This window comes from Methylobacterium sp. Gmos1 (assembly GCF_053764715.1).
On sequence record NZ_JBSNCC010000031.1, the window covers coordinates 17301 to 42139 of the forward strand.

At 57.0% G+C, this 24839-nt stretch carries 17 protein-coding genes and 7 pseudogenes; 14 read left to right on the forward strand and 10 right to left on the reverse strand.

The features are described 5' to 3' along the window. Positions 1-488 precede the first annotated feature (488 nt). The 3 genes and pseudogenes from ACS5PV_RS30690 to ACS5PV_RS30700 all read left to right on the forward strand — a co-directional run. Positions 489-2192, forward strand: a complete 1704-nt coding sequence (locus tag ACS5PV_RS30690; protein WP_455399115.1) for a glycosyltransferase family 4 protein — start codon at positions 489-491, stop codon at positions 2190-2192. A gap of 9 nt (positions 2193-2201) precedes the next feature. Then, entirely contained in the window at positions 2202-3917 is a 1716-nt protein-coding gene (locus ACS5PV_RS30695) for a glycosyltransferase family 4 protein (RefSeq protein WP_455399116.1), read from the forward strand. A 204-nt stretch (positions 3918-4121) separates the two neighbouring features. Next, positions 4122-4779, forward strand: a pseudogene (locus tag ACS5PV_RS30700) (IS630 family transposase); the annotation flags it as partial. On the opposite strand, the gene ACS5PV_RS30705 reads toward ACS5PV_RS30700, so the two are convergent. Both ACS5PV_RS30705 and ACS5PV_RS30710 read right to left on the reverse strand, forming a co-directional pair. After that, positions 4755-4901, reverse strand: a complete 147-nt coding sequence (locus ACS5PV_RS30705; RefSeq protein ID WP_455399117.1) for a DUF3768 domain-containing protein — start codon at positions 4899-4901, stop codon at positions 4755-4757. The pseudogene ACS5PV_RS30700 and the gene ACS5PV_RS30705 sit on opposite strands and share 25 nt — an antisense overlap. Positions 4902-5208: 307 nt before the next feature. Next, a pseudogene (locus ACS5PV_RS30710) lies at positions 5209-5871 on the reverse strand (integrase); the annotation flags it as partial. A gap of 177 nt (positions 5872-6048) precedes the next feature. Between ACS5PV_RS30710 and ACS5PV_RS30715 the strand changes: the two are divergent. Continuing rightward, entirely contained in the window at positions 6049-6360 is a 312-nt protein-coding gene (locus ACS5PV_RS30715) for a hypothetical protein (protein ID WP_455399118.1), read from the forward strand. A gap of 158 nt (positions 6361-6518) precedes the next feature. Continuing rightward, positions 6519-7022: pseudogene (locus ACS5PV_RS30720) on the forward strand (DUF1612 domain-containing protein). On the opposite strand, the gene ACS5PV_RS30725 reads toward ACS5PV_RS30720, so the two are convergent. The 7 genes and pseudogenes from ACS5PV_RS30725 to ACS5PV_RS30755 all read right to left on the reverse strand — a co-directional run. After that, positions 6987-7808 carry a transposase gene (locus ACS5PV_RS30725; protein ID WP_455399119.1) on the reverse strand — a complete coding sequence of 274 codons (822 nt, stop codon included), beginning with the start codon at positions 7806-7808 and terminating at the stop codon, positions 6987-6989. The pseudogene ACS5PV_RS30720 and the gene ACS5PV_RS30725 sit on opposite strands and share 36 nt — an antisense overlap. A gap of 36 nt (positions 7809-7844) precedes the next feature. After that, positions 7845-8006, reverse strand: a complete 162-nt coding sequence (locus ACS5PV_RS30730) for a hypothetical protein (protein WP_455399120.1) — start codon at positions 8004-8006, stop codon at positions 7845-7847. A 221-nt stretch (positions 8007-8227) separates the two neighbouring features. After that, entirely contained in the window at positions 8228-9364 is a 1137-nt protein-coding gene (locus ACS5PV_RS30735) for a glycosyl transferase family 90 (RefSeq protein ID WP_455399121.1), read from the reverse strand. 486 nt (positions 9365-9850) lie between these two features. Beyond that, positions 9851-10045: pseudogene (locus ACS5PV_RS30740) on the reverse strand (IS630 family transposase); the annotation flags it as partial. Between the two features lie 31 nt (positions 10046-10076). Further along, positions 10077-11260, reverse strand: a protein-coding gene (locus ACS5PV_RS30745; RefSeq protein WP_455399122.1) for an IS3 family transposase whose coding sequence is annotated in 2 segments (ribosomal slippage) — positions 10077-10996 and positions 10996-11260 — 1185 coding nt in all. Because the reading frame shifts where the segments join, the coding sequence is not laid out codon by codon here. A gap of 204 nt (positions 11261-11464) precedes the next feature. Then, positions 11465-12118 carry an ABC transporter ATP-binding protein gene (locus tag ACS5PV_RS30750; RefSeq protein WP_455399123.1) on the reverse strand — a complete coding sequence of 218 codons (654 nt, stop codon included), beginning with the start codon at positions 12116-12118 and terminating at the stop codon, positions 11465-11467. Positions 12119-12357: 239 nt separating this feature from the next. Further along, positions 12358-12717, reverse strand: a pseudogene (locus ACS5PV_RS30755) (transposase); the annotation flags it as partial. A gap of 530 nt (positions 12718-13247) precedes the next feature. Here ACS5PV_RS30755 and ACS5PV_RS30760 point away from each other — a divergent pair. The 9 genes and pseudogenes from ACS5PV_RS30760 (at position 13248) to ACS5PV_RS30800 (ending at position 23076) form a co-directional block, all read left to right on the forward strand. Then, on the forward strand, positions 13248-14729 hold the full coding sequence (locus ACS5PV_RS30760; RefSeq protein ID WP_455399124.1) for an FG-GAP-like repeat-containing protein: 1482 nt from the start codon (positions 13248-13250) through the stop codon (positions 14727-14729). 461 nt (positions 14730-15190) lie between these two features. Beyond that, entirely contained in the window at positions 15191-15535 is a 345-nt protein-coding gene (locus ACS5PV_RS30765; protein WP_455399125.1) for a hypothetical protein, read from the forward strand. 491 nt (positions 15536-16026) lie between these two features. After that, positions 16027-17700, forward strand: a complete 1674-nt coding sequence (locus ACS5PV_RS30770; protein WP_455399126.1) for an FG-GAP-like repeat-containing protein — start codon at positions 16027-16029, stop codon at positions 17698-17700. Between the two features lie 430 nt (positions 17701-18130). Continuing rightward, the gene (locus ACS5PV_RS30775; RefSeq protein ID WP_455399127.1) at positions 18131-19288 is read left to right on the forward strand and encodes an IS630 family transposase; all 1158 of its coding nucleotides are present in this window, start codon (positions 18131-18133) and stop codon (positions 19286-19288) included. A gap of 164 nt (positions 19289-19452) precedes the next feature. Beyond that, entirely contained in the window at positions 19453-19806 is a 354-nt protein-coding gene (locus ACS5PV_RS30780; protein WP_455399131.1) for a hypothetical protein, read from the forward strand. After that, a complete protein-coding gene (locus tag ACS5PV_RS30785; RefSeq protein WP_455399128.1) occupies positions 19745-20167 on the forward strand; it encodes a transposase in 423 nt (140 codons plus the stop codon). Before ACS5PV_RS30780 ends, ACS5PV_RS30785 begins: the two co-directional genes overlap by 62 nt. Before the next feature lie 1117 nt (positions 20168-21284). Beyond that, a pseudogene (locus tag ACS5PV_RS30790) lies at positions 21285-22615 on the forward strand (IS701 family transposase). Between the two features lie 54 nt (positions 22616-22669). Then, positions 22670-22759 (forward strand): annotated as a pseudogene (locus ACS5PV_RS30795) (IS5/IS1182 family transposase); the annotation flags it as partial. A 23-nt stretch (positions 22760-22782) separates the two neighbouring features. Beyond that, complete coding sequence (locus tag ACS5PV_RS30800; RefSeq protein ID WP_455399129.1) at positions 22783-23076, forward strand: DUF4113 domain-containing protein; 294 nt, start codon at positions 22783-22785, stop codon at positions 23074-23076. 863 nt (positions 23077-23939) lie between these two features. Here the strand turns inward: ACS5PV_RS30800 and ACS5PV_RS30805 are convergent. Continuing rightward, positions 23940-24839: IS630 family transposase (locus ACS5PV_RS30805; RefSeq protein WP_455399130.1), on the reverse strand; the 900-nt coding region annotated here is incomplete at its 5' end.

Sequence of the window (24839 nt, forward strand, 5' to 3'; positions counted from 1 at the left end):
TCTCCTCGAAGGTCACTGCCTTGGCATCCACCTGCCGCACCTTGCGCGCACTCCCACCCGTAATCCCGTCCAGACGCCGCAGCTAAAATCTATGGTCAAGTTAATACAAAAGTTGATCCTCAGGATCAAACTGAGAACATTACAATCTTTGCCCCTCAGTATCGAGAAAAATTAAGCGCAGCAGAAAAATTTTTTGCGTACATACGCGCTCTTAGAAATATACAAATAGGCCTATAGGCTACAAATACGCTTTTTACGTCCTATATAATAAGATTTTAAGCTTCAGATATAGAGATTTATACTACGAAATGGATTCGCACAATTTCATAAATTACTTGTTTCGGCGATTGGAAATTCTGAGGCTTGCCAAACACGGGCGGCTCGCGTACGGCGTGGGTATGGAAGCTAGTTATTGCTGTGGCTCCACCGTCTTAGCTCAAAGGAGATTTGACGGAGCATCCGGCGATCAGAGCATCGGAGAAGACGTCTTGTCCTCGCAGCATCTGTACGTTGATATACTTGATCTGATTAACTACTTGAGCGTGCACAGTAGGCCGAGTGGCATACAGCGTGTTGTTATAGAGTTTATCAAAAATTCTGCGGGCAAATCAACTTCAATAATCCCATGTCGAATTAATGAACAAGGGATTTTCGTGACTTACAAATTTGATCATCTTATTGAACTTATTGATATAATCAAAAAAGAAGGAGATAATCATAATGATATAAAACATCAGCTTCAGACTTTAATGTCACATGAATCATCGCAATCGCCTAAGCGCGGTGATGTTTATATCGTGCTTGGCGCTTTTTGGATTGCTGGACGACAGCATGATTGGCAGCACCGGCTTAGAAAAAGAGGTGTTATAGTTGTAACATTTATTCATGATCTCATCCCATTGAGTCACCCCGATTTAGTTACAACAACCACTAGAAATTATTATGAAAAATCTCTTGCATTGATAGCCCAACAAACCGATCTATTTATATGCAATTCGAAATACACAGAGCAGGCTCTTAAATCAACCCTTCTCCGCGAACTCGAATTTATGCCAAATACGGCGGTTGCCACCCTGGGAAGCGATCCCGTTCAAAGTAGCGCGGCTTCATTACCAATCCCATTAGAAGAAGGAAATTTCGTACTGGCAGTAGGCACGCGCGAGATCAGGAAAAATCATATCATCGCTGTGCGCGCCTGGGCGACTCTTCTGAGAAAGCATACGCTCGAGCATGATGTTCCGTACCTCGTCATTGTAGGAAGGCCAGGCTGGAAGGCTGACCTTCTAAACGAATTTGTTGAAGACTCGCCTATAATGCAGAGGAAGGTAATATTCTTAGAAGATGTCGATGAAAAGGATCTTATTGCACTTTATAGCAAATGTTTATTTACTATTTTCCCTAGTTTTGTAGAAGGCTGGGGGTTGCCTATCACAGAAAGTCTTATCCATGGTAAAGTCTGCATTGCTGGAAATGGCGGTGCGCAAACTGAGGCAGGCGGCGACTTAGCCATTTACGTCGATCCAAGAGATTATCAAGGACTGTATCGGCAGGTTCGGGATTTGCTCAATTCTGAACTGAGGTCAGAAATCGAAAATAGAATAAAACAAAACTATGTACCCCATACATGGCAATCATTCACCGAAGATGTTTGGGCGGCATTTTCAAACATTACCAATACTAACTCAAATATCGGCTCATTTAAAGGATTTAAAGCAGAAATCAACAAAATATATTCTTTAAGCTCACTTGATATTTCTAATGATATTTGTATGAGCTGGGTAGATCGTGGACGCGTGTTCTGCTTGGATGAAAACTGGAATGAATTAGAGGATTGGGGCTGCTGGAGTTCGGCAGAAAACGCTGGGTTGGAAATCCCGACAAATGCTCAACCAGGCGATAAACTGCGGTTATTGCTGGAGCTTCGTTTCCCACCACCGCCACATCCAGACGATATGGATATGACAATTGAGGTAGACGGTTTGCATAAGCATCCGATTGCAAAAACAGAACTAGGTCCTGAGTGGATAAGTTTATTTGCTTATGTAGACCAGAATAGAAAAATCAATCTAACACTTTCTCGAAAATCTTTTTTTTCTAATCCCCATAGACAGCTGTATGTCGGGATTTCAAAGTTCTGTCTTTTTGAGGCAACAATCAGAGAAGAAGACATTCAGAAAGTTCTCTCGGAATAGGATCATAAAATGACAATCTTTGTCGAAGTTAAAGATCTCCTGGTTTTTCTCAGGACACATAGCTCGGTCACAGGCATTCAGAGAATTGTTTCTGGGGTGATATCGACCTTGCATCATGACGTAGTCCAAAAATATCAAGATGAAATTGTTTTCTGCAGCCTTGTGCCTGATAGACAGGGCTTTGTCGCAGCGTTTGACGAAAAAAAACTTAGAAGTATTTGCGATAATGTGATGTCTGGAAATATCAATCATGATGATAAGAATAATTGTATAACGGATATTGAATCAAATGCAAAATTCGTTAGACCTCGACGGGGGGATTTGTTATTTTTCATTGGCGCATATTGGAATTCATATGATTTTTTCCATCTTCTTACACCGCTAAAAACTAACGGAGTTCTCATCGGAGTCCTTGTATACGATATTATTCCAATAACTCATCCGGAATGGGTACCAAAGCAAGCGCGCCGACTTGTTGTCGATCGTGCGATTGCTATGTTTTCTTCCTCTGATATATTCTTAACTATTTCCGATTTTGCGCGTCGAGAGCTATTATTTGTTCTGAATGAAGAGATGAACCTAGATAAGCCCGTAATCACAGTCCCGCTCCCACAAGAACTGCCCGGGAATCATACAGATAACGGTAAGGTATTAGAAGGTGGTCACCCAAAATTTGTCCTTTCTGTTGGGACTATAGAAGGTCGAAAAAATCACCGTCTCCTTTTTCACGTATGGGCGGCGCTGTGTCGTAAATACGGCTACGAAAATGTTCCTTACCTATTTCTAGTCGGCAAGTGGGGGGGGTATTCGGAGGAATTTGCAGAGCTTTGCTCAGACTCCAATTTTATCAACGGTCGGATCCGTGTGCTTGACAAGCTCAGCGATGCTGATTTAGCAAGTTTGTATAAAAATTGCCTTTTTACAGTCTTCCCGAGTCATGTTGAAGGATGGGGGATGCCGGTAGGTGAGAGCTTGTCATTTGGCAAGGCTTGCTTAGCATCAAATAGTACTTCTATACCTGAAGTTGGAGGAGATGTAGTTGAATATTTTGATTCTTTAGATGTCGATTCGGCTTTCAAGTTAGTCGAAAAATATATTTTTGATCCCGAAGCTATCTCGGAGGCTGAAGGCCGGATCGCTAGCGAATTTCATCCTACAACCTGGGACGGCTATGCAGAAAGATTGTTTCAAGCGATCAATGAATTGAAATTGCAAGCTCAAGAACATCGTGGGGCGACGCTGGAGCTTGAAGAGTCAATAAAATTTCGCTCACAGTTTGGACTCAATACTCAACAACGATGGGCCGTTCGTTCCAAGTTTACATCCCTTGCAGAAGGTTGGGGAGCTGTTGAGGATTGGGGTTGTTGGTCAAATTCACCCAATTCGGTTATACATCTTGAGTTGCCGGACGTAAAATGTAAGACATATTTGCACCTTGAGCTTTGTTTTCCGCCCGGACACTCTGGTGATGTTGTCACGGTATCTTTGGGAGCTACTTCACAAATCATAAATGCTAAGGCGGGACGTGCTGTACCTTGTGTAATTTCAATTCCTCCAGGTGCGAAAAATGTTGATATCTTGATATCTCGAGCTAGGGTTTTTGGTTATGCCGAACCTGACCGAACACTTTTCGTGGGAATCATGTCTCTTAGGTTGTCAAGGTCCGATAATATCGACGCACCTACTGAGTCGAAGCGAAAAATAATTCATATAAATACACTATAGATAGTAAAAATTGGAGTTATATTCAATATATAGCGATTACTATTGACAGTAGGTGTGGCAACCGGGAGATTTTCGGCGAACATTTATCCACCGCGTGTGGTGTTGGAGCACAGAAGGAGCGTATGTACCACCGATAATCATACCCTTAGTGCACTGACGCATACGGAAGGTTCACATCTGGCGTGAGCCATGCGAGTCTCCGGCATGACTCAGACCGTCTGCGTGATCCTCACTGGAGACGAGAAGGTACGGCTGCGCGCGATCGGCGACGATCGCGCTCGCCCCCTCAAGCACGTCCAACGCGCCCGCATCGTCCTGCTCTCCGCCGAGCGCTTGCCCGTGCTCGATGTCGCCCATCAGGCCGGCGTCAGCCGTACCACCGTCTGGCGCTGGCAGCGGCGCTTCGCTGAAGAAGAGATCGACGGCCTACTGCGCGACAAGACCCGCCCGCCCGGCAAGCCGCCCCACTTCACCAGCACCGTCGCCGAGGTGCTGGCGCTGACCTGCTCCGAGCCGTCCGGCGAAGTCACCCACTGGACTGGTCGCGCGGTTGCTGCCGCGACCGGCATCTCGCTGCGCTCGGTCCAGCGCATCTGGCAGGAGCATCGCCTGCAGCCGCACCGCGTGCGCACCTTCAAGCGCTCCACTGACCCGGCCTTCGCCGAGAAGGTGGAAGACATCGTCGGCCTCTACATGGACCCGCCTCGTCACGCGGTGGTGCTGTCCGTCGACGATCCTTCGACAGGCTCAGGATTAGGAGAGCCAGATCCAGGCCCTCGAACGCACCCGGCCCGACTGTCCGCTCGCGTCAGGACGCCCGGCTACCCGCACTCACGACTACATCCGCGACGGCACCTCGAGCGCGCCGAAGTCGTGTTCCCCGCGCGGGTCGTTATCGGGCGTGAAGGCGTCGTAGGCGGCGATGGCATCGAGGACGGCCTGCTGGCGCTCGCGGCCGAGGGCGATGACGCCAGCGGTCAGCATCAGTAAGCCGCCCTAGAGGGAGCGGCGGAGGATGTCGTTGAGCGTGCGAGTGCGATCCACGTCGAGGACGGTGGTCAGCATGAGAACCTCGAATGTCGGAAAGATAGTGAGCGGCGGCGCCGGATGGCCTGCCGCTGGGCACCCGAGCCAACCTGCGGCTCAGGTGCGGGGCGCGGGCCGGCTAGGCTTTGCCGGGCAGCAGCAGCGCGAGTTCGTCGGCGCGGCGCAGGATGGTTGGCTGGATCGGGAAGTCGCGCCAGCGCAGCGAATGGACGGCGCCGTTGATCCCGATCACCTCCGCTTCCCACCCGCCGGACGCGAAGGCGACCAGCAGCAGCGCTCGGTCACGCACGTCGACCAACCGATGCTCGTACAGGCAGGTGGTGAGCAGCTTCTCGATTACCGCGGCGGTGACCGCCCGCTAACTCTTACGAGTGCGAGGCCGCCGGTTCGCCCGCATGGCTAACGACAGGGCGGTCCGTAGGCGCGGTGCCTTGAACGGTCCGTCCGCGCCGCGGAAGCGGTGCAGGGTCGACCAGTGGGCGAGACGCCGACGCACGGTCGAGACCACGTGCGGTCCGGCGACCCGCAGCAGGCTGCGGGTGCGCAGTTCATCCTCAACGGCGCTGGGCATGCCATGACGGGGATCGCTCTCGCGCTCGGCCGGATCCCAGAGGTGATGGGCGACGAACTTCAGCGCCAGGGCCTCGGTGGCAGGCCAGGGCAGGGGATGACTGGTTGCAGCCAGGCACCAGGCCTCGAGGTAGCCGAGGTCGGAGGCGAGCGCCCGCAGCGTGTTGGCGCCCATGCCGGAGCGGGCAAGGTGCTTGAGGGTGGCAGCGTCCTCGTCGGTGAGGAGGGCGGCCAGTCGCTCGCGAGCGTCGAAGGGCAGAAGTCCGGCGAGCGCGTCGAGGTCACGCTCCCGGGCGAGGGTCGGATCCGAGGGGAGGGCAGGCGAGAGATCCGACATCGCGGGCGGGCTTCCAAGGGGATTTGGACGGCATTCAAGCCGATTTCTGGGCTTGCGTCCATCATCATCGATAAGGGCCAATTATCAATAGTTAGAATACCAATCGCTTGCTCATACAGGTGCACGAAGCGAAATGCATTATCGCTTCTGTCGCGGTATGCAGATACAGCCCTAGCAATGGTTTATCGCCTGCCCGAGCCACTCCCCTGGGCCGCCCTCGCCACACCCCTAGCCGCCGCCGAGGACGACCTCGCCCGCCTCGACCAGCTCCTCGCCATTAGCCCCATCCGCCACGGCTGGTGCGCCCGCACCGCCTTCGCCGACGCCTGCGCCAGCCTCGCCCTCCAGGGCGACCTCGTGCTCCTCGAAGACCTCGTCTTCCACGACGCCGGCCGCGACCGGCACGCCCCCTCCCAGGAGCTTACCCGCGCCCACGCCGTACCAGCCCCACCGGCCTCGCCGCCCTGTCCGAGGATCCGGATGAGGTAGGGGATCAGGACACGGTCCCGGTGCCAGCCGCGCCGCCGACCGACGGTGCAGACGGTGAAGGGGATCTCGCCGACGTCGATGAGGCGTTTTCCGCCGAGCTCGCCGGCATCGACGCTCTGATCGCCCGCTCCAGTCGCCTCCTCGCCGACACCGGTCTGGTGCGGGAGAGATCACCCCTCGTCTACGATCCGGCCTGGGGCGAGACCGACCGCCTCGCCGCTTGGCGCCACGCTGTCGCCAACAACCGCACCCTGCCGCCGGTCCTCGCTGCCACCACCGCGGTCGACGCCTGGACCACCCTCGAGCCGCTCCAGCACCGCGCCTGGCTAGGACCCCTGCTCGCCGCCGACATCCTGCGCGCTCGAGACAAGGCCTGACACCACCTGCCCGCCCTCGCCAGCGCCTTGCGCCGCGTACCCCGCGACCGCTGGCTCGTGCGCGATCCGCTGACCCGCTGGCTGGCCGTCTTCGGCGCCGTCACCGCGCGGGCCGAGCAGGGCATGAGGGATCACGACCGCTGGATGCTGGCGCGGGAGGGGCTGCTGCTCAAGGTACGCGGAGGAGGGGGAGTTCCAGCCTGCCTCTGGGATTGCCCCGTTTCTGATACTGCTGGCGAATGCAGTGGCTCAGGCCGCTTGGCTGATGATGCGAGCGAAGGGTGATCGCCGCGTCGAAGCGACGGCCTCACCCGCCAGCCAATCGGCGATCCGGCCGATGTTGAGGACAGTGGCGGTCAGCACATGCTGGAGATGGACCTTGGCGAGCCCGAGGTAGCGGGCCCGTCGCAGATGCATGGTGCGTACGCCCAGCGACAGTGTCCCTTCGATGCCCGCCCGCCAGCGGTACTGCTCGGCGAAGGCCTCATCGGCTTCTCGCGCTCGCGCGGTCTCCAGCGCGGCGTATTCCTCGCGCCGACGAGGTGTGAGCAACCGGCGCGGGGAGCGCGTACAGTTCTGCTTCAGTGCGCAAGGTTTGCAGTCCGCACTGGAGAAGCGGATGCGGATCACCGTGCGTCCCAGGTTGTGGTCGGGGCTCCAACTCGTCTTGGTGTGAATAGCAGGACAGGTGGCGATCTTTCGATCCCAGTCGATCTGGACGTCCTGAAGCCTGAAGGCTCCCGCCTGACGCGACTGCCACTGCGTATCCTGCGGGCTCGGCCCGAGCAGCGTCACGGCGTGATCGCGTGTACTGGCGAGCAACAGGTCGGCATCGACGTAGCCGGCATCGACCAGGTGCGTGTCGGGGAGAAGATCGTGGGCTGCCAAGTCGGCCTGGATCGACCCGAGGGCGTCGCGGTCGGCGACCGGGGCCAGCGTGGTCGCCACGTGAGTGATCAGGCGGGGGCGATCCGCGTCGCAAGTCTCGGTGAGGTGGACCTTGTAACCGATCCATGTCGTCGAGCGCTTCTTGGCGTAGTGCGTCTCTGGATCGTGGGGCGAGGCGATCATCAGCAGAGAGGGTGGTATGCCCTCCAAGAATGTTCGCTAGACAACTTGCGTGGTCTGCGGGTTCATATGATCCAAGTCGTCTTTCGTGCCGGTCTCGTCATCGACCGAGACGATCTGGAAGTTCTGCAACCAGACCCGGCCGAGCAGGATCACGGCGGGGATCTCGCGCAGCCAGACCGGTGCGTCGGGCGAGAACACGGCCGCCAGGAGCGTGTGTCCGTCGCGGCCGATCTGTTCGGCATGAGCGCGACGGGCCGCTTCGCCCTGCGGGACGTACAGATCGTCGATGGGCTTGGCGTAACGCTCGCTCCAGCTCTCCTCGGCGTGGGAGAGCTGAAACTGATAGTTATCCGTTGTTCAAGCCGACGATTTTTTCCGTATCTCGGTTCAGCGACATGGGTGCGCCATGATCAAGCTCCCTACTCGATTAGTAATCTGAATTCTTGTAGCAATCTTCTAGTATACTGAATTATAGAATTTTTACAGAGCAACTCTTCAGCAAAATTTGTACTAGCCAACGCAATATAATGAAATTTTCCTGGCTCGTTTCTTTCTAATCTGACTATATCGATGACTTCTTTGTCATCATATATTGGAATATAATGTGTCCAAGGTTTAGCATGGTTTGACCAAAACAAAATATAATTAGACGAATACTTCAGTAGTACCGATTTACTGCGCATAATAAGGACTGGTCTTGAGCATGTTGCTCCATTACCATCCATAGATATGATAAATTTGGATCTATATGCCTCGTCCCAGGTCATTATATTCACACCAAACCCATCCTGGCGTAGAGCTTCCTCTGCCTCTGCTGTACATTGAACAATCGAAGGTAGACGAAAGTCTACGTCGCTCTGATTCCGAAAATATTTGGCTGCTCTAATCCGCGGCACTGTCGCATTATGAACATCATAGAGGTCAACCCGATGCTTCCCCGTTGTCGATCCAGCAAATGAAGCTTTGTTATTCTTATCATCGTAGATTGTATAGTCATTAGACAAATAATTAAAATAATTATTTAATGTAAACTCAAAATCAGGTAAAAGAATATTTTTTGTCCCAGACTGTTTCTGGAAGCTAAATATCGGATAGTCTGTGCGTTCAGGGGCCTCATCATCGACATCTATTGCTATAATTAATTTATCAATACCAGATTGATCTTTCAAGCTGTCCTGAAGCAATATAAGAAATTGTTCCGCCCTAATTGTAAATACCGCCGGTACATCTTGCGTTTTTGGAATTATTGTAATATTATTATTGCAAATTTCGTATAGAAAAGTCGAAGGCGAATTAGCATTTTCCGAATCAAGATCTTGAAAATAAGCGCCGGATTTGAATTGGCGAATCTTCCATGGCGCCAACTGTTCCTCGATAGCGTTTCTAATAAATCCTTCTAAGCGAATTTTTTGTTTGAATTCTTCTGAGTGCACTAGAGTTCTAATTAAAGATTCTATATCTTTACACTCTAGTAAAGACGAAAGCAAATTATTGCTTTCTGGCTCAAGTTCGAGCAAAGAGCGAATTATATATGAAATTTCTTCTCTGTTCATCATCGTATTCCTTCCATGCGGTCCGATTTTGATGAAATATTTATTAACGATCATAAGATCTTGGTATGGTCGTCATATTTGATCCGGCGTCTGCCTTGCGGGCGAGGGGCGGGGCGCTCTGGCAGTAGCTGGTTTTAGCGAATCGGTCGCCGAGGCCAGCACCTGCTCGCAGGTGATTAGCTCCTGCAGGTAGGGGATCTCCTCCAGGCAGGCAACCTGCATGCTCTGGTTGTGCTGGATCGCGCGCGAACTGGCCGACCTCGAGCCGGTTGTCGTGAGTGCCAGTGTGGAGTCGGCATAACCGCAAAAGATGCATTTGACGTCGAGCTGACCGCGGTCGAGATAGTCTTATGTCAGTGATCTCGAGCTCGACGCGCGCCGGCGGCCTCACTGCCGCGGCGATTTCCACCACCTGGTTGTGGTGTAAGTCCAGCACAGCCCGGGGAGATTCTAGGTCTTGGACTTCTCGTGGGAATCTAGGGTGTTGACTCATTCAGATGGTACAGCGTTGCTATTGACGGCACCGAGTATGGCGGCGACCGGCTTGGTCCAGACGAAGGATTTGGGCTTGTTGCTGTGCTAGATGATATATCGATTGATCGCGGCCTGAAGATCAACTATCCCGCTAAATATTTCCTGTTTTAGCCTGCGCCGGGTCAGAGCCGAGAAGAAGAGGTCGACTGATCAGCCCCCACGAGGTGGCCCGAGTGGAATGTTAGTGGACCGTGGGCCTTTCCACCACGGGTAGCTTGGCCGGCGGAGCCGGTCGGGCGAGCGCAGCCGGCCAAGCGGTTAAGGCTGGCACGAACACCTCCGGGGCCGGCGGGCGGTAGCCGAACGAGGCGTGCGGCCGAACTCCGTTGTAGTGTCTCCTCCAGCTCTCGATCAGGATCTGTGCCTCCCGCAGAGAGTAGAAGATCTTCCCATTCAGCAACTCGTCCCGTAACCTCGCGTTGAAGCTCTCAATGTAGCCGTTCTCCCACGGTGAGCTAGGCGTGATGTAGGCCGTCTTTGCGCCCACGGTGGTGATCAATTTCTGCACAGATTGGGCGATGAACTCAGGTCCATTGTCAGAGCGAACGTGCGCAGGTACGCCACGCAGGATGAACAAGTCCGAGAGCACATCGATCACGTCCGGTGCCTTGAGCTTGCGGGCCACCCGGATGGCCAGGCACTCGCGGGTGAACTCGTCGATGACGTTCAGCAGGCGGACCTTGCGCCCGTCATGCGTGCGCGCCTCGACGAAGTCGTAGGACCAGACATGATCGCGATGCTCGGGCCGCAGCCGGACACAGGAGCCATCCCCGTCCCACAACCGGCCCTTCTTGGGCTGACGGGCCGGCACCTTGAGCCCCTCCTGCCGCCACAGCCGCTCCACCCGCTTGTCGTTGACCAGCCAGCCCGCCGCCCGCAGCAGGGCGGCGATCTTGCGGTAGCCGTAGCGGCCATACCGGCGCGCCAACTCGATCAGGTCGGCCAGCAGCGCCGCCTCGTCGTCTCTCCCCCGCGGCACCTTGCGCTGCGTCGAGCGATGCTGCCCGAGCGCGCGACAGGCGCGCCGCTCGGAGACCGTCAGCACGGTCCGGACATGCTCGATGCAGGCGCGCCGGCGCGCGGGGCTCAGAAGTTTCCCCGGGCGGCCTCCTGCAGGATCAGCTTGTCGAGGGTGAGATCCGCGATCGCCTTGCGCAGCCGCTGGTTCTCGGTCTCCAGCTCCTTCATCCGACGCACCTGGTCCGACTTGAGCCCGCCGAACTCCTTGCGCCAGCGGTAATACGTGACCTCGGTCACGCCGATCGCGCGGATCGCATCAGCCACGCTCTGCCCCTGCGAGACCAGCACGTCCACCTGCCGCAGCTTGGCCACGACCTCTTCCGGCTTGTGCTTCTTCGTTCCCATCGCGTCCGTCCTCCGTCGGCTCAAAGCCATACTTCAGGCCGGACCACTCCGATGGGGGCTGACCAGGGGCCTCATCGCGTATCTATCGCCCCGCTGCGCCTTTCCAGCCGGCGAGGCTCTTCGTTTCAGGATGCTCAAGGTCGCGGCTCGGCGTGCCCCTGGCTCCTGCGCAACGCCTCCGCTCGCTTCCTGCGATCGTCCCGCTCACTGGTTTAGGCGCTGGTAGACTTCGATCGCGTCGTTGATGTCAGGATAGATCACGGCGCGGCCGTTTGCCAGCACAATCCCCTGCTGGGCATAATCTCGGATCGTGTCCATCGAGTGCGAGCACATGATGATGTCAGCATTCTTCCGCCGCTGGCTCCACACCTCATCGCAACGCTTCATGAAGCGGGCATCGCCGACGCCGGTGATCTCGTCGACGATGTAGCAGTCGAACGGGATCGCCATGCTCATGCCGAATGCGAGGCGCGCGCCCATGCCCGAGGAATAGTTGCGGATCGGCACGTTGATGTAGTCGCCGAGCTCGGCGAAGTCCTCCACGAAGGCCAGGACCCGGCGCGGATCCTCGCCGTGGATGCGAGCCACGAAGATCACGTTCTCGCGGCCGGTCATCGCCGAGTGGAAGCCGCCGCCGAAGCCGAGCGGCCAGGAGATCCGGGTGGTGCGGATGATTCGGCCCTTCGTCGGCATCTCGCAGCCGGCGATCAGCCGCAGGGTCGTCGACTTGCCGGCACCGTTGATGCCGAGGATGCCGTAGCTCACCCCGGGCTTCAGCGTCATCGACGCCTGGTCGAGGATGGTACGGCGATACCCGTCCGTCTTGTAGATCTTGGTGACGTTGTCGAGGCGGATCATCGGCGAAAAGGACACGCTCGAAGCGTGGCGGTCGCCGTCCAGGCGCGACGGGCGGACCTTCGGGCCTCACCGATCATGCACCAAGCCGGGCATCCGCACGGTTGACGAGGCCGACCGGGGCGATCGGCAGGCTCCGACCTAGCCGCAGAAAGCGGCGAATCTGAGGAGCCGGCGATCATGTCCCAGGGGGGGGTGCAGCTGCGTGTGGTCCACCACGATGACCGGCAGGGCCGAACTGGTCAGACTGCGAGGTTTGGCAGACTGACGAGAGGATCATCGCCGATCGGGGCGATGCTTTCCAGGGTCATGTAGCGGCAGTAATGCACGGCGCATTCGTCGTTCTGCTCCAGGAGGAGCGCGCCAACCAGCTTGCGGATCGAGGACTCGTTGGGGAAAATGCCGACGCCATCGGTGCGCCGCTTGATCTCGCCGTTGAGGCGCTCGAGCGAGTTGGTCGAGTGCAGTTTGGCACGCTGGGCGGCTGGGAAGCCCATGTAGGCCAGGACGTCGGTCTCCGCCGTGTCCATCTCCATCAAGGCCGCCAGCTTCGGCATCTTGGGCCGGGGCTGATCAGTCACCCGCGGCCACTGCTGGCGGGCAGGCGGCCTCGGCATCCTCATAACGGCATCGGTCATCGAGGGTCCCCTGGGTTCGGGGTTGGTGGCTCACAACCCGATCCTAACCCGTCACCGCCGATGGCCACCCCCGCGGGAGATCCCGCCTGTTACAGCCCTATTGAGGGCGCGCAGGCGGGATCTCCCGCTCTCGGTCAGTTACACTACTCTAAAGGACACGACCCTGTTGACTGATTCATCAAATCTATATCCACTTTGCGGCAACCGAGGCGGCGGCGCGTGAGCGCACAGCAGGTGGGAGACGCACCAGCGGTGCGGCCGGTTTGTCGAAGGCCAATTTTTAAACAGCTGGCTTGAGCGCTGCCTTCGCCCACAGCGACGGCTTGGATTGGAGAAATATATTTGAAATTTCCAAACTGTGCAAGAATGGCATATGCCGATAAATTTTTGTATTTGACCGCTAAATATGCTTGTTGTATCTCGATCTGACGTACCTACGATGAATCTGTCGGTTGGTTCTCCAGCATAGACATCAAGATTTTGGAGATTTTTGAATGTCCCGTATTTCGCGTAGACCGAGGCTCGTTGTTGAAGGTGATAGCCTTTCTGCTTCCGGCATTTGGGTACCATATGCGCTGCAGGTGGCATCTGCTTCTAACGAGTTTTATTTGCCACCCAGCTACAATCAAGCTGTAGGAGGAGAAACGGCCCTACAGATGATGAATGAAGTTGGTTCCGTTAACGCAATAAGACCAGATGCCGTAGTTATTCTTGCGGGAACGAACGATCTTGGATTGGGAGTCTCTGCTAGTGTTATCTATAGTAGATTGAAATATATGTGGAAGAATTATTTAGATTCTGGCGCTGATTACGTGATCGCAGTGGATATTCCTCCTCGAAACGATGCCGGGTGGATGAAGAACTATTTTGTGCTCGAGACAAGGCGGCTCCAGCTCAATGATATGATAAACAATTTAGCCAATGACGTCGATCTGGCAAATTATAGGGACCGTATCTTGGTAGTTAAAGATTACAAATTAAACCCGAACACTGACACTATCGATGGATTGCACGAAAATGGCGTTGGGGCACAGAAAATAGGGAATGCGATCGGGGCTGCCATGTTACAGCTAAAGTTCTCTTTGCCTCAAGTCAAAGGCGACCTAAATGGCGATGGCACTACAGATATATTATATCGAAACGACAGCACAGGCAATATTGATTCTTTTCAGATGCATAATGGTGAGCTAGAAAGCCGTCACAGCATCGGCGACTCAAGCGCCGCCTACCTGATTGCCGGCACCGGCGACTTCAACGGCGACGGCACCTCTGACATTCTGTTCCGCAATAACGCTACGGGCGATGTTGGCTACTGGCAGATGCAGAACGGCGCGTTGGAGGCCTGGCACGCTATCAGCATGTCGAGTACAGACTACCAGGTGACTGGCATCGGCGACTTCAACGGCGACGACACCTCCGACATCCTGTTCCGCAACAGCAACACCGGCGATGTCGGCTACTGGCAGATTCAGAACGGCACACTGGAGGACTGGCACAGCATCGGCAAAGCGAGCATCGACTACCAAGTCGCCGGCATCGGTGACTTCAACGGCGACGGCACGTCCGACATCCTGTTCTGCAACAACAGCACCGGCGACGTCGGTTACTGGCAGATGCAGAACGGCACACTGGATGGCTGGCACAGCATCGGCAAAGCGAGCGCCGACTACCTGATCACCGGCATCGGTGACTTCAACGGCGATGGCACGTCCGATATCCTGTTCCGCAACAACAGCACCGGCGACGTCGGCGACTGGCAGATGCAGAACGGCACGTTAGCGGCCTGGAACGCTATCAGCGGGTCGAGCACGGCCTACCAGGTCGCGGGTACGGGCGACTACAACGGGGACGGCACGTCCGACATCCTGTTCCGCGACGCTACCGGTGACCTCGGCTACTGGCAGATGCAGAACGGCACGCTGCAGAGCTGGCAGCATATCGGGGGCTCGTCACCGGCCTATGGCGTAGTCGGATGAGGCTGCTGCGTTAGCTGCGCGTGCCACTCACCACAGGAGCGCCAGCCACTCAGCTGGCGTTCCCTTTCATGCTACCGCAATTGGCACCTCGCTCAGCCGCGCCGTGAACCGCGGCGAGCGCTTCGGGGATGGCGATCCTGCCGGCAGCGGCCCGTAGTCCGCGCTGTAGATCAGTCAAGCTGCAACAAATTGAGGCATGCGCGACCCACTCGTCTCCGATAGGCTTATGCTGCCTACCTCAGGATAAGGGGTGCGTCCACGCCAATCATCTCCACCACGATCATAACCTCGGCGATGGCGCCTTCTTGATCAAGTTTATAACGGCTACCACTATGAAGGCGGCAGCAGTCGCGTTGAGCCAGGAATGATTTGTCGCTCGTCGAAAGCTCAGTTTTTCTTGCGCCCTGATCGTTGGAGCACACCTCTTGCACTAGGTGCATGATACGCCCCGGGAGACTTAAGTGCTGATAGCTCGCTTCATAATTTTTGTTTCTCTGCTTTATAGTTTTGTAAGCTGCGCCTACTCACAAGAAATAGGTTTTGCAAGTGAAGAGAAATCTTCAATAAATTCGCACGCTACCTGCGCAAACCATGCCGCACTTCAACTTGACGATAAAATATCCAGCGCGGAAATCATAGCTAAGGCCGTTATTATGCAATGCGTCGATTTTGAAAAAATGCTTGTCTTAGCTTCCTCTTACGGAATGAACGAAGAAGAAATTAAACGCCAAGAATATATAGTTCATGAATTAGTGTCGGGGCAAGCTCTGATTACAGTCCTAGCCAATCGACAGAAAGGCCGTTAGGCAATAGCTTGATGTCATGCCACACCCTCCCATCAGCCCCGAACCCCTCGACGTCATCGCCGAGTGGCTGCACGAGCAGGCACGTGAACGCATCGAGGGCTGCCCGGCCTGGGGAGGCCTCGACATGACAGACCCGCTCGAGGTGGGCCTTATCCGGACGGCCTGCAATCGTTAGCAGGTCCTGGTGGAGAAGGGGCGGGACGAGGAGTGAGCGCTGATCTAAATATTGGGGTGGAGAGTAGATCCGAGTTAAGCCCTAAGACAAAACTCTCATCTGATGTCTATCCACAAATCCTTTCAATTCTAAATAAACAACAATTATTAATATCTTTATAGTAAGACTGTCGATGCGTCATCAACCGCTATCATGATTGCCGATTTCTTGAAAAATCACTTTATAATTGACAGTAAGCTGCTTTGTCTATATATACTCGGCGACAGCCCGCCTCCGCTGTTTCGCGGAATTTTCATGACTCTAAAGGAGAAAAATTATGGCGTGGATTTTTTCAGCATTGACGTATTCAGCGGCGCCGAGCGCTGTAGCAACAGATATTACATCTCAAAATAAAATACTACTAAAGGATTCTAATGGCACACTTTATCTGTACGATAAGCAATATTTTAGCAATCTAAGCTATAGTCAATACGGAAATTTTTCAAGGATTAACGACTCATTGGTTGCAGCGGGAACCGCAGGCGTCATTCCCGGCAGAGACGCCTCCCTTAAATTAGTGATACAGGCGCCTGGAGGCAGTATAACGCAGGTAGAATCATTTGGATATTCAGGACAATTCAAACTAGGCGACATTAACAATAATGGCAGCATCGTTGGCGCCACAAGCTCTTTGGGGTATTATTATAATAATGCAAAGGGCCAAAGTGTACGGCTCCAATACCCTGTAACAGATACGACGTCGGTCGCAGTCACAGCGGTGAATGGCATCAACGACAGCGAGACTTTGGTTGGAAATTACACAATCGGCACCTCTACTCAAGGTTTTATATATTCTGCTGGCGTATATACAAGTGTAAATTATCCTTATTCAAAGAATACTTTTCTTAAGGGCATTAATAATAAAGGAATAATCGTTGGAGAGTACGACGACCCGAGTGGAATGCATCACGGATTCATCGATAAAGGTGGAGTATTTACTGCGATCGATTATCCAGGCGCCAAGTCAACAAACATCATTGGCATCAGCGACCGCGGTTTGATAGTCGGGAACTATACAGACAGTAGCGGAGCACAGCACGCCTTTACCGCCAAGCAACCGAGTTTGGCTATCGACGACTTCAATGGCGACGGTACTTCCGACATCCTATTTCGCGACCGCAAAACCGGTGACATCGGCTCCTATCAGATGCAGAGCGGAGCGCTCGACAGCCGCCACAACATAAGCGGATCGAGCACTGCCTACCAAGTCAACGGCGTCGGCGACTTTAACGGCGACGGCGCCTCTGACATCATGTTCCGCAACAACAGCACGGGCGACGTCGGCTACTGGCAGATGCAGAACGGCACATTGGAAGGCTGGCACGCTATCAGCGGATCGAGCACCGACTACCAAGTAGCCGGCATCGGTGACTTCAACGGCGACGGCACCTCCGACATCCTGTTCCGCAACAACAGCACCGGCGATGTCGGCTATTGGCAGATGCAGAATGGCACACTGGAAGGCTGGCACAGCGTCGGCAGATCAAGCACAGACTATCAAGTCGCCGGCATCGGTGACTTCAACGGCGACGGCACCTCTGACATCCTGTTCCGCAACAACAGCACCGGCGACGTCGGTTACTGGCAGATGCAGAACGGTACACTGGAGGGCTGGCACAGCATCGGCAAAGCGAGCGCCGACTACCTGATCACCGGCATCGGCGACTTCAACGGCGATGGCACGTCCGATATCCTGTTCCGCAACAACAGCACCGGCGACGTCGGCGACTGGCAGATGCAGAACGGCACGTTAGCGGCCTGGAACGCTATCAGCGGGTCGAGCACGGCCTACCAGGTCGCGGGTACGGGCGACTACAACGGGGACGGCACGTCCGACATCCTGTTCCGCGACGCTACCGGTGACCTCGGCTATTGGCAGATGCAGAACGGCACGCTGCAGAGCTGGCAGCATATCGGGGGCTCGTCACCGGCCTATGGCGTAGTCGGATGAGGCTGCTGCGTTAGCTGCGCGTGCCACTCACCACAGGAGCGCCAGACACTCAGCTGGCGTTCCCCTTCATGCTACCGCAGTTGGCACCTCTGTCAGCCAAGTTGTGAACCGTGGTGGGCGCATCCAGGGCGGCGATCTTGCTGGCGCTGGTCGGATGACCGAGCAGTAGCGACGAGCCCTCATCGCTCTGGTCAAAGCTGGCCGGCTCATGTCGCTCACCGAGGCACGGCGGCTTGATGCTCATGGCGGCCGGAATGATACCTTCCTTGCCAGCCTCGTGGCTTATAGTGGGATCTTCGTAGACAGCGTTGCTGACGCCATAATCTTCACGGATGCAGGCCGCGATGCAATCAGGTCGTGAAATGGTTCGCCACCCTAGTGTCCTGCGTCTGAAGTTCGTGGCAAAGTGTGGGTCTTCTGGGAGGCGCCGATGGCCTACCGTGTACCCACATCTCTCGACCTGAGCGCCGAGGAACGAGCTGAGCTTGAGATCTGGGCCCGCCGCCGCAAGACAGCCCAGGGGCTCGCCCTGCGTGCCCGCATCGTGCTTCTGGCCTCCGATGGACGGAGCAATACGGCCATCGCGGCGGAACTGAGCACCGGCAAGCACACGGTCGGCAAGTGGCGCGAACGGTTTGCCCGCGAACGCACGGATGGCCTGCTGGATGAACCTCGCTCGGGAGCCCCGCGCCGGATCGGCGACGAGCAGGTCGCCGAGTTGATCGACCGCACGCTCTGCGAGCGGCCCCAGGGTGCCACTCACTGGAGCCAGCGCAGCATGGCCAAGGCCAGCGGGGTGTCGGGCGCGACGGTCGGGCGAGTCTGGCGCGCGTTCGGCCTGCAGCCGCACCGGTCCGAGACCTTCAAGCTCTCCACCGATCCGCTGTTTGCCGAGAAGGTGCGCGACGAGTTCCCATCGAACTCGTTCGATGGGCTCCCTGATCGTGGGGCTCTATCTGGCTCCGCCCGCCCGTGCCCTGGTTCTCTGCGTGGACGAGAAGTCCAGGTCCAGGCGCTCGATCGCACGCAGCCGCTGCTGCCGCTCCGGCCCGGACAGGTGGAGCGGCGCACGCACGACTATGCCCGACATGGCACCACCAGCTTGTTTGCCGCTCTCGGCGTGAAGGCCGGGACTGTGATCGGGCAGTGCTATCCGCGTCACCGCGCCAGCGAGTTCCGCCGCTTCCTGGACGAGATCGAGGCGGCGGTACCGGCCGACCTCGACGTGCATCTGGTGCTCGACAACTCGGCGACGCACAAGACCAAGTTGATCCGCGATTGGCTAGCCAGGCGCCCGCACTATCACGTGCACTTCACCCCGACCTCCGCCTCGTGGATCAACCAGGTCGAGCGATGGTTCGGCCTGCTGACGGAGCGCGCGATCCGACGTGGCGTCCATTGCTCCGTAGCCGAGCTTGAGCGCGACATTCGCGCCTTCATCGAAGCCACGAATGCCGATCCGAAACCGTTCCGGTGGGTGAAGTCGGCCGACGCCATCCTCGCCAGCGTCAAACGCTTCTGCCTGAGAGCACTCGAAGCTGAGCCAGGGACAACGCCTTTGTCACGAAATTCAGACGCAGGACACTAGTTGGTCCAGACAATCCCAAATCGCAGGTTGAAAAATGAAGCTGGGCGCTTGTGCAAGCGGCCCGGCTTCGTGCACCATTGGAGATGCGACCCAGCCGATGGATTTGAGTAGAATGACAGGCACTTTGATGACAACAAGTCCGACATTGCGCAATGGAGTTAGCGATGGAAACTAGCTATTATGTTGATATTGAACCAACGTTCACTTGCTGCAAAAAGGATAGCGAAAAGCTCCATATTGGCAAGTCGTCATTGGGCTGGGAGTTTTTGTTCGTTCCGTACCCTGAGCATGGGCTGACTAGCTTCGCGGCATGGAAGGAATACCTACAAAGCCGGGAGATCGTTGATGAATATGGTCGCGTGGTGTCGCTAGCCGATTTCGTCAGTCTGGTTGAGGCGAAAAAGGGTGGCTGGAACTCTCAGACCGCTCCGGCATCCGCATGGGGCCCAAGCCGCCGTGATTGCGAACGACCGGACGCGGAGGGGTACAGGTTCATCAACACGGCTGAGTTCTTTTAGCGCCAGGGGGCTGGCCGCCCTGGTGCGTGACGCCATCGGCGCCGATCCGTTCTCGGGCATCCACGTGGTGCTCGACAACCATCGCACGCACACCCACGCGAAGGTGCGGGCGTGGCTGTCGCGCCATCCGCGCTGGGTGTTCCACTTCACCCCGACCTCCGCCTCGTGGCTCAACGCGGTCGAGGGCTTCTTCTCGGCGCTGTCACGTGGGCGGCTGCGACGTGGCACGTTCACCGGGATCGTGGACCTGCAGGCGGCGATCAAGCGCTACATCGCCGAGCACAATGAGAGGCCAAAGCCCTTCATCTGGACCAAGCCCGCCGCCGCCATCCTCAACAGCCAGGCTGCACCTTCCGTCTGAGTCAGTGCACTAGCACATCCGATGATGCGAGGATTGTTGGCGCCTCGACAGCGTCGCCTTGGCGTCCGAGTGTGAACATCAAGGCGCCCCGCCGTGACTTTACGGCTCCTGCGGAGGCTCCACGATATCGTGCTTCTTCCGAATGATGCATGTGCGCCGATACCACTCAATCGAGCGTATTGTAGGCGCATAGTTCCCAATGAATCCGTCGTATGGGCGCTCTTCCGCCATATCTCCAGCGCCGACACATTTCGGTTCAGATGTAGAATATAATCATATGCGCTGATCGTAGAACTGCCTTGGTACCAAGGATAGTTATTAATCTGTTCAGGCATTGAAGTATGTATATCTTCCATTATGAAATATCCTCCTGGCAAAATCTTTGGCCAAAAATAGCGTAGCGACTCGATTTGATGATGCCAGATATGGGATCCATCTTCTAAAACAATCAAGGGGCGGCCATGTTTTTTGACAACGTAATCCGCTGTTTCAGAGCGTGATGCATTTCCAATAACGACGTACCTATTGTGTCCAGAAAAAACTCTGGCGTTGGGCTCTATGTCAATGCCTACAATCTACGCATTAGGGAAATACTCTCCCCAAGTCTTCAATGAACCACCCTAAAAAACACCGATTTCGACCATTGTGAATTTTTTATCTTTAAGATGACTAATACGTTCTTCATAGAATGAGAGATAATCGTCACCATCAGAGGATTTGTCGGTTTTATATTTCTGTCCAATCTCATTGAGTATTTGCGGATAAGGCATATTTCTAACTCCTGAGAAAATAGTTGTTTAGATAAGACTATCTAGCACTTATAAGCCAGCGCCGGTCAAGCCAGAAATCCTCCATGGCTTACGGCCCGGTCAAAAAACAGCTGCAACCTGCTGGTATCTGGCCGCAGCGACAGTCCTCAAGCGTAGGCGCATCATGCCCGAACCCCTCGACGTCATCGCCGAATTACTGCACGAGCACGCCCCAGAGGATGATACGCAACCATCATTTTGAGACGCCTCGACAAATCAATGGGACGCGAGGCTGAGACAAGTTAGCACTACTCTGCCAAGTTGATATCTCCTATCTCTTGTTTGCTGAGGCGAGCGGGAGAACCGCGATGGGTGACCTGGGGTCGAAGGCATGGCTGGCTCCCTTTCTGGCCGCCTTGCCCCGCGCCGAACGGCGACGCTGGGCGCCGCTCTATCTGCGCGGCCTGCTTCTGCCCGGCGAGCGCAAGAGTGTGGAACCGATGGCAGCGCGCGTTGCCCCCGGCAACGTGCAGCAACTGCACCACTTCGTATCTGCCTCGCCCTGGCCGCATGCACGGCTCGAGCGCGTGCTGGCCGAGCAGGCTGACCGGCTCGTAGGCGGGCCGCAGGCGGTGCTGGTCGTCGACGACACCGCACTGGTCAAGCAGGGGCGCCACTCCGTCGGCGTGCAGCGCCAATACTGCGGTCAGCTCGGCAAGACGGCGAACTGCCAGGCGCTGGTGTCGCTGACGCTGGCCCGGGGCGAGGTTCCGGTCCCGGTGGCGCTGCGGTTGTTCCTCCCCGACAGCTGGGTGGACGATCCGGTTCGGCGGCGCACGGCAGGCGTGCCCGATGACGTCTCCGGTCGGCCCAAGTGGCAGATCGCCCTCGATGAGGTCGACCGGCTACGCGACCAGGGCGTGCGCTTCGGATGCGTGCTGGGCGATGCCGAGTACGGCAAGGTGGCCGCGTTCCGCCACGCCCTCGACGCCCGGGGCCTTCGCTGGGCGCTGGGCCTGCCGCCGACCCAGAAGGTGTTTGCCGCCGATGTGACGACGGCCATGCCCGCGCCCACCAGGGCGGGAGGACGCCCGCGCAAGCACCCCGTGCCCTCGGCGCCGAGCCGCCCGGCGGCGGCCTTTTCGCCGATCCCCCCGACGCGACGTTCCGCAGCCTGTCGTGGCGCACCGGCACCAAGGGGCCGCTCCAGGCCGCCTTCAGCGCCCACCGCGTGCGCGTGGTCGACGGCCCGCTCGCCTCAGGGGCCCAGCACCTGCCAGGGGCCGAGCGCTGGCTGGTGTGTGAGCACCGCCTCACGGGCGAGCGCAAGCTGCACCTGACCAACCATCCGGCCGACACGCCGCTGGAGCAGTTGGTAGCGGCCATCAAGGCGCGCTGGAGTTGCGAGCAGGCGCACCAGCAGCTCAAGGAGGAACTAGGCCTCGACCACTTCGAGGGTCGCTCCTGGATCGGGCTGCACCACCATGCACTCCTGTGCCAGATCGCGTTCGCCTTCCTGCAGAGCCTGCGGGTCGGGGAAAAAAAGGTGCGGGTCACAGGCGCCCGGCCCGCCGCCTCGGCCGACGCTGCCCGAGGTCAGGCGCCGTGTCGCCGCCGCGCTCCTCGTGCATCTCACTCGCTGCCCGCACTGCCGCCGGCCAACCCTCATCCACATGCTGCTATGAACATGGCAGAGTAGTGTTAGAGCGCCTAACAGAACGGCACGATCGGAGCGGTTGGGCGTCGGGTTGGTATGGCTCGCCCGCTTCTGCCCGACGATCTCTGGACTGCAATCGCCCCGCTTCTGCCGCCTCACCCGCCTCGCCCCAAGGGCGGGCGCCCCTGATCCAGGCGGCGCTTCACGGTGTGGCGAAAACCTGGAAGGAGCAGGGCCCGACGCTCTGGCGCTACAGCAAGGCGGGGCTCGTCACAAACGACCTCGTGGCGCTCGCCGAGGCGCTCCGCCCGCTGTTCGAGGCCTTCGACCGGGACAAGTCGAGCAATCTGATGACGGCGATGGACACGTGTAACGCGCGGTTCGGACGTGGCGCTGTCATGCCGGCGCAGGTGGGGCTCATCGAGAAGCGCAGTTGGTCGACGAAGTTCGAGATGCGCTCTTTGCGGTTGAGCGAGGTGCCGAGGGTATCGGCTATGCAGTAGGGCTGCTGCGGGTCGGGGTACTGGATCCCTCAACTCTGACGTACATCGACACTAAGTCTCGCGCTCGGTCATAGGCGGATTGGATTAACCCAGCCTCGAATGAATTGTCTGGGTTCAGATCCTCCCAGGCAGGCCACCACCCTACTCGCCAGCGGGCGTGCTCATGTAGCCTGCGGGCAATGATGTCGAGAGGTTCGGGGTTGGCTGGAGGGTGGGTCATAGCTTATGTCTGATGCACTGAACGCTAAGCCCGTCGTCTCAAACGAAGGGCCAATTCGCCTTACGCAAGCACTCTCCCATCTAGTGCAGTGACACCGACGAACGCGCCACCTGCACTCTCGCCAAATCCCTGCCGTCAAAAGGAAATTTCTGCCGCGTGGTGCACCTTTTGAAGGCGTCAGTGCACTAGCCGTTTTGGCGCGCATACAAAGCCATATCACTCTTGTCTTACTGCATTTGCGGCCACCTTCGTCATGCAGGTAGCCGGTACAATCTTGAGAAACAAGACGTCCACGCTAGGTTGTGATCATGGTGGAAGTGAATGGCGTAGGCGCACCCCTCATCTCGACGTAGGCATCATAAGCCTATCGAAGTTGAGGGATTCGTGCACGTGATATTTGCGCGTACCACTCTGAAGTGCGAGGAGGCCACTTATGCGACCGCCGCGGCGGCGGAGCGCCGCGCTCGAACGGTTCTGGACTGTCGGTTGCCCGGTCGGCTGCGCTATCGCCTGCCCCACGTAACGAGCCAGGCCGAACAGGACGATGGCCCAGAACAGGGATGTGAGCACGATGACGATCGCGTCAGAGATCCGTCGGTGGCGCGCGCTCGGCCGGTCGTACTTACGCGGCTAGTGCACTGACTCATTCGGATGGTGCAGCGTTGCCGTTGACGGCATCGAGAATGGCGGCGGCTGGCTTGGTCCAGACGAAGGGCTTGGGCCTGTCGTTGTGCTCGGCGATGTAGCGGTTGATCGCAGCCTGAAGGTCGACGATCCCGCTGAAGCTGCCACGTTTCAGCCTGTGCCGGGTCAGGGCGGAGAAGAAGCCCTCGACCGCGTTCATCCACGAGGCCGAGGTCGGGGTGAAGTGGAAGATCCAGCGCGGATGCCGGGCCAGCCAGGCTCGCACCTTCGGGTGCTTATGCGTGCCGTAGTTGTCGAGGATCACGTGGATCAGTTTACCGGCCGGCGCCGCGGCCTCGATGGTGTTGAGGAAGCGCAGGAACTCCTCGTGGCGGTGACGCTGCATGCAGCGCCCGATCACGGTGCCCTCCAGCACGTCGAGCGCGGCAAACAGCGTCGTGGTGCCGTGGCGGATGTAGTCGTGGGTCTGTGTCTCGGGGCGACCTAGCGTGACGGGTCGGCTCGGGCGAGTGCGCTCGAGAGCCTGGATCTGGCTCTTCTCGTCGAGCGAGAGCACGACGGCGTGGCGCGGCGGATCCATGTAGAGACCTACGATATCCTCGACCTTCTCGGCGAAGGCCGGATCATTCGAGCGCTTGAAGCTGCGCACCCGATGCGGCTGCAGGCGGTGCGCGTCCCAGATGCGCTGGACCGAGCGCAGGGAGATCCCGACGGCCTGCGCCAGGGCTCGGCCAGTCCAGTGGGTGACCTCTCCGTGGGTGGGATTGCCCCGGATTGATGTTGACCCGCTCTCGTGGAGCCCTTCAGGCTTTTCCACGAGGTGCAACCGATGCCCCATACACGTCCGCCCTATCCTGCTGAGTTCCGTCGTCAGATCGTCGAACTGGTCCGCGCCGGA

Excerpts from the sequence above, each read along its gene's own strand:
- ACS5PV_RS30695 (WP_455399116.1), top strand. The coding sequence starts at position 2,202 with ATGACAATCTTTGTCGAAGTTAAAGATCTCCTGGTTTTTCTCAGGACA.
- ACS5PV_RS30705 (WP_455399117.1), bottom strand. The coding sequence starts at position 4,901 with ATGCTGACCGCTGGCGTCATCGCCCTCGGCCGCGAGCGCCAGCAGGCC.
- ACS5PV_RS30715 (WP_455399118.1), top strand. The coding sequence starts at position 6,049 with ATGGTTTATCGCCTGCCCGAGCCACTCCCCTGGGCCGCCCTCGCCACA.
- ACS5PV_RS30725 (WP_455399119.1), bottom strand. The coding sequence starts at position 7,808 with ATGATCGCCTCGCCCCACGATCCAGAGACGCACTACGCCAAGAAGCGC.
- ACS5PV_RS30735 (WP_455399121.1), bottom strand. The coding sequence starts at position 9,364 with ATGATGAACAGAGAAGAAATTTCATATATAATTCGCTCTTTGCTCGAA.
- ACS5PV_RS30750 (WP_455399123.1), bottom strand. The coding sequence starts at position 12,118 with ATGATCCGCCTCGACAACGTCACCAAGATCTACAAGACGGACGGGTAT.
- ACS5PV_RS30760 (WP_455399124.1), top strand. The coding sequence starts at position 13,248 with ATGTCCCGTATTTCGCGTAGACCGAGGCTCGTTGTTGAAGGTGATAGC.
- ACS5PV_RS30770 (WP_455399126.1), top strand. The coding sequence starts at position 16,027 with ATGGCGTGGATTTTTTCAGCATTGACGTATTCAGCGGCGCCGAGCGCT.
- ACS5PV_RS30775 (WP_455399127.1), top strand. The coding sequence starts at position 18,131 with ATGGCCTACCGTGTACCCACATCTCTCGACCTGAGCGCCGAGGAACGA.
- ACS5PV_RS30780 (WP_455399131.1), top strand. The coding sequence starts at position 19,453 with ATGGAAACTAGCTATTATGTTGATATTGAACCAACGTTCACTTGCTGC.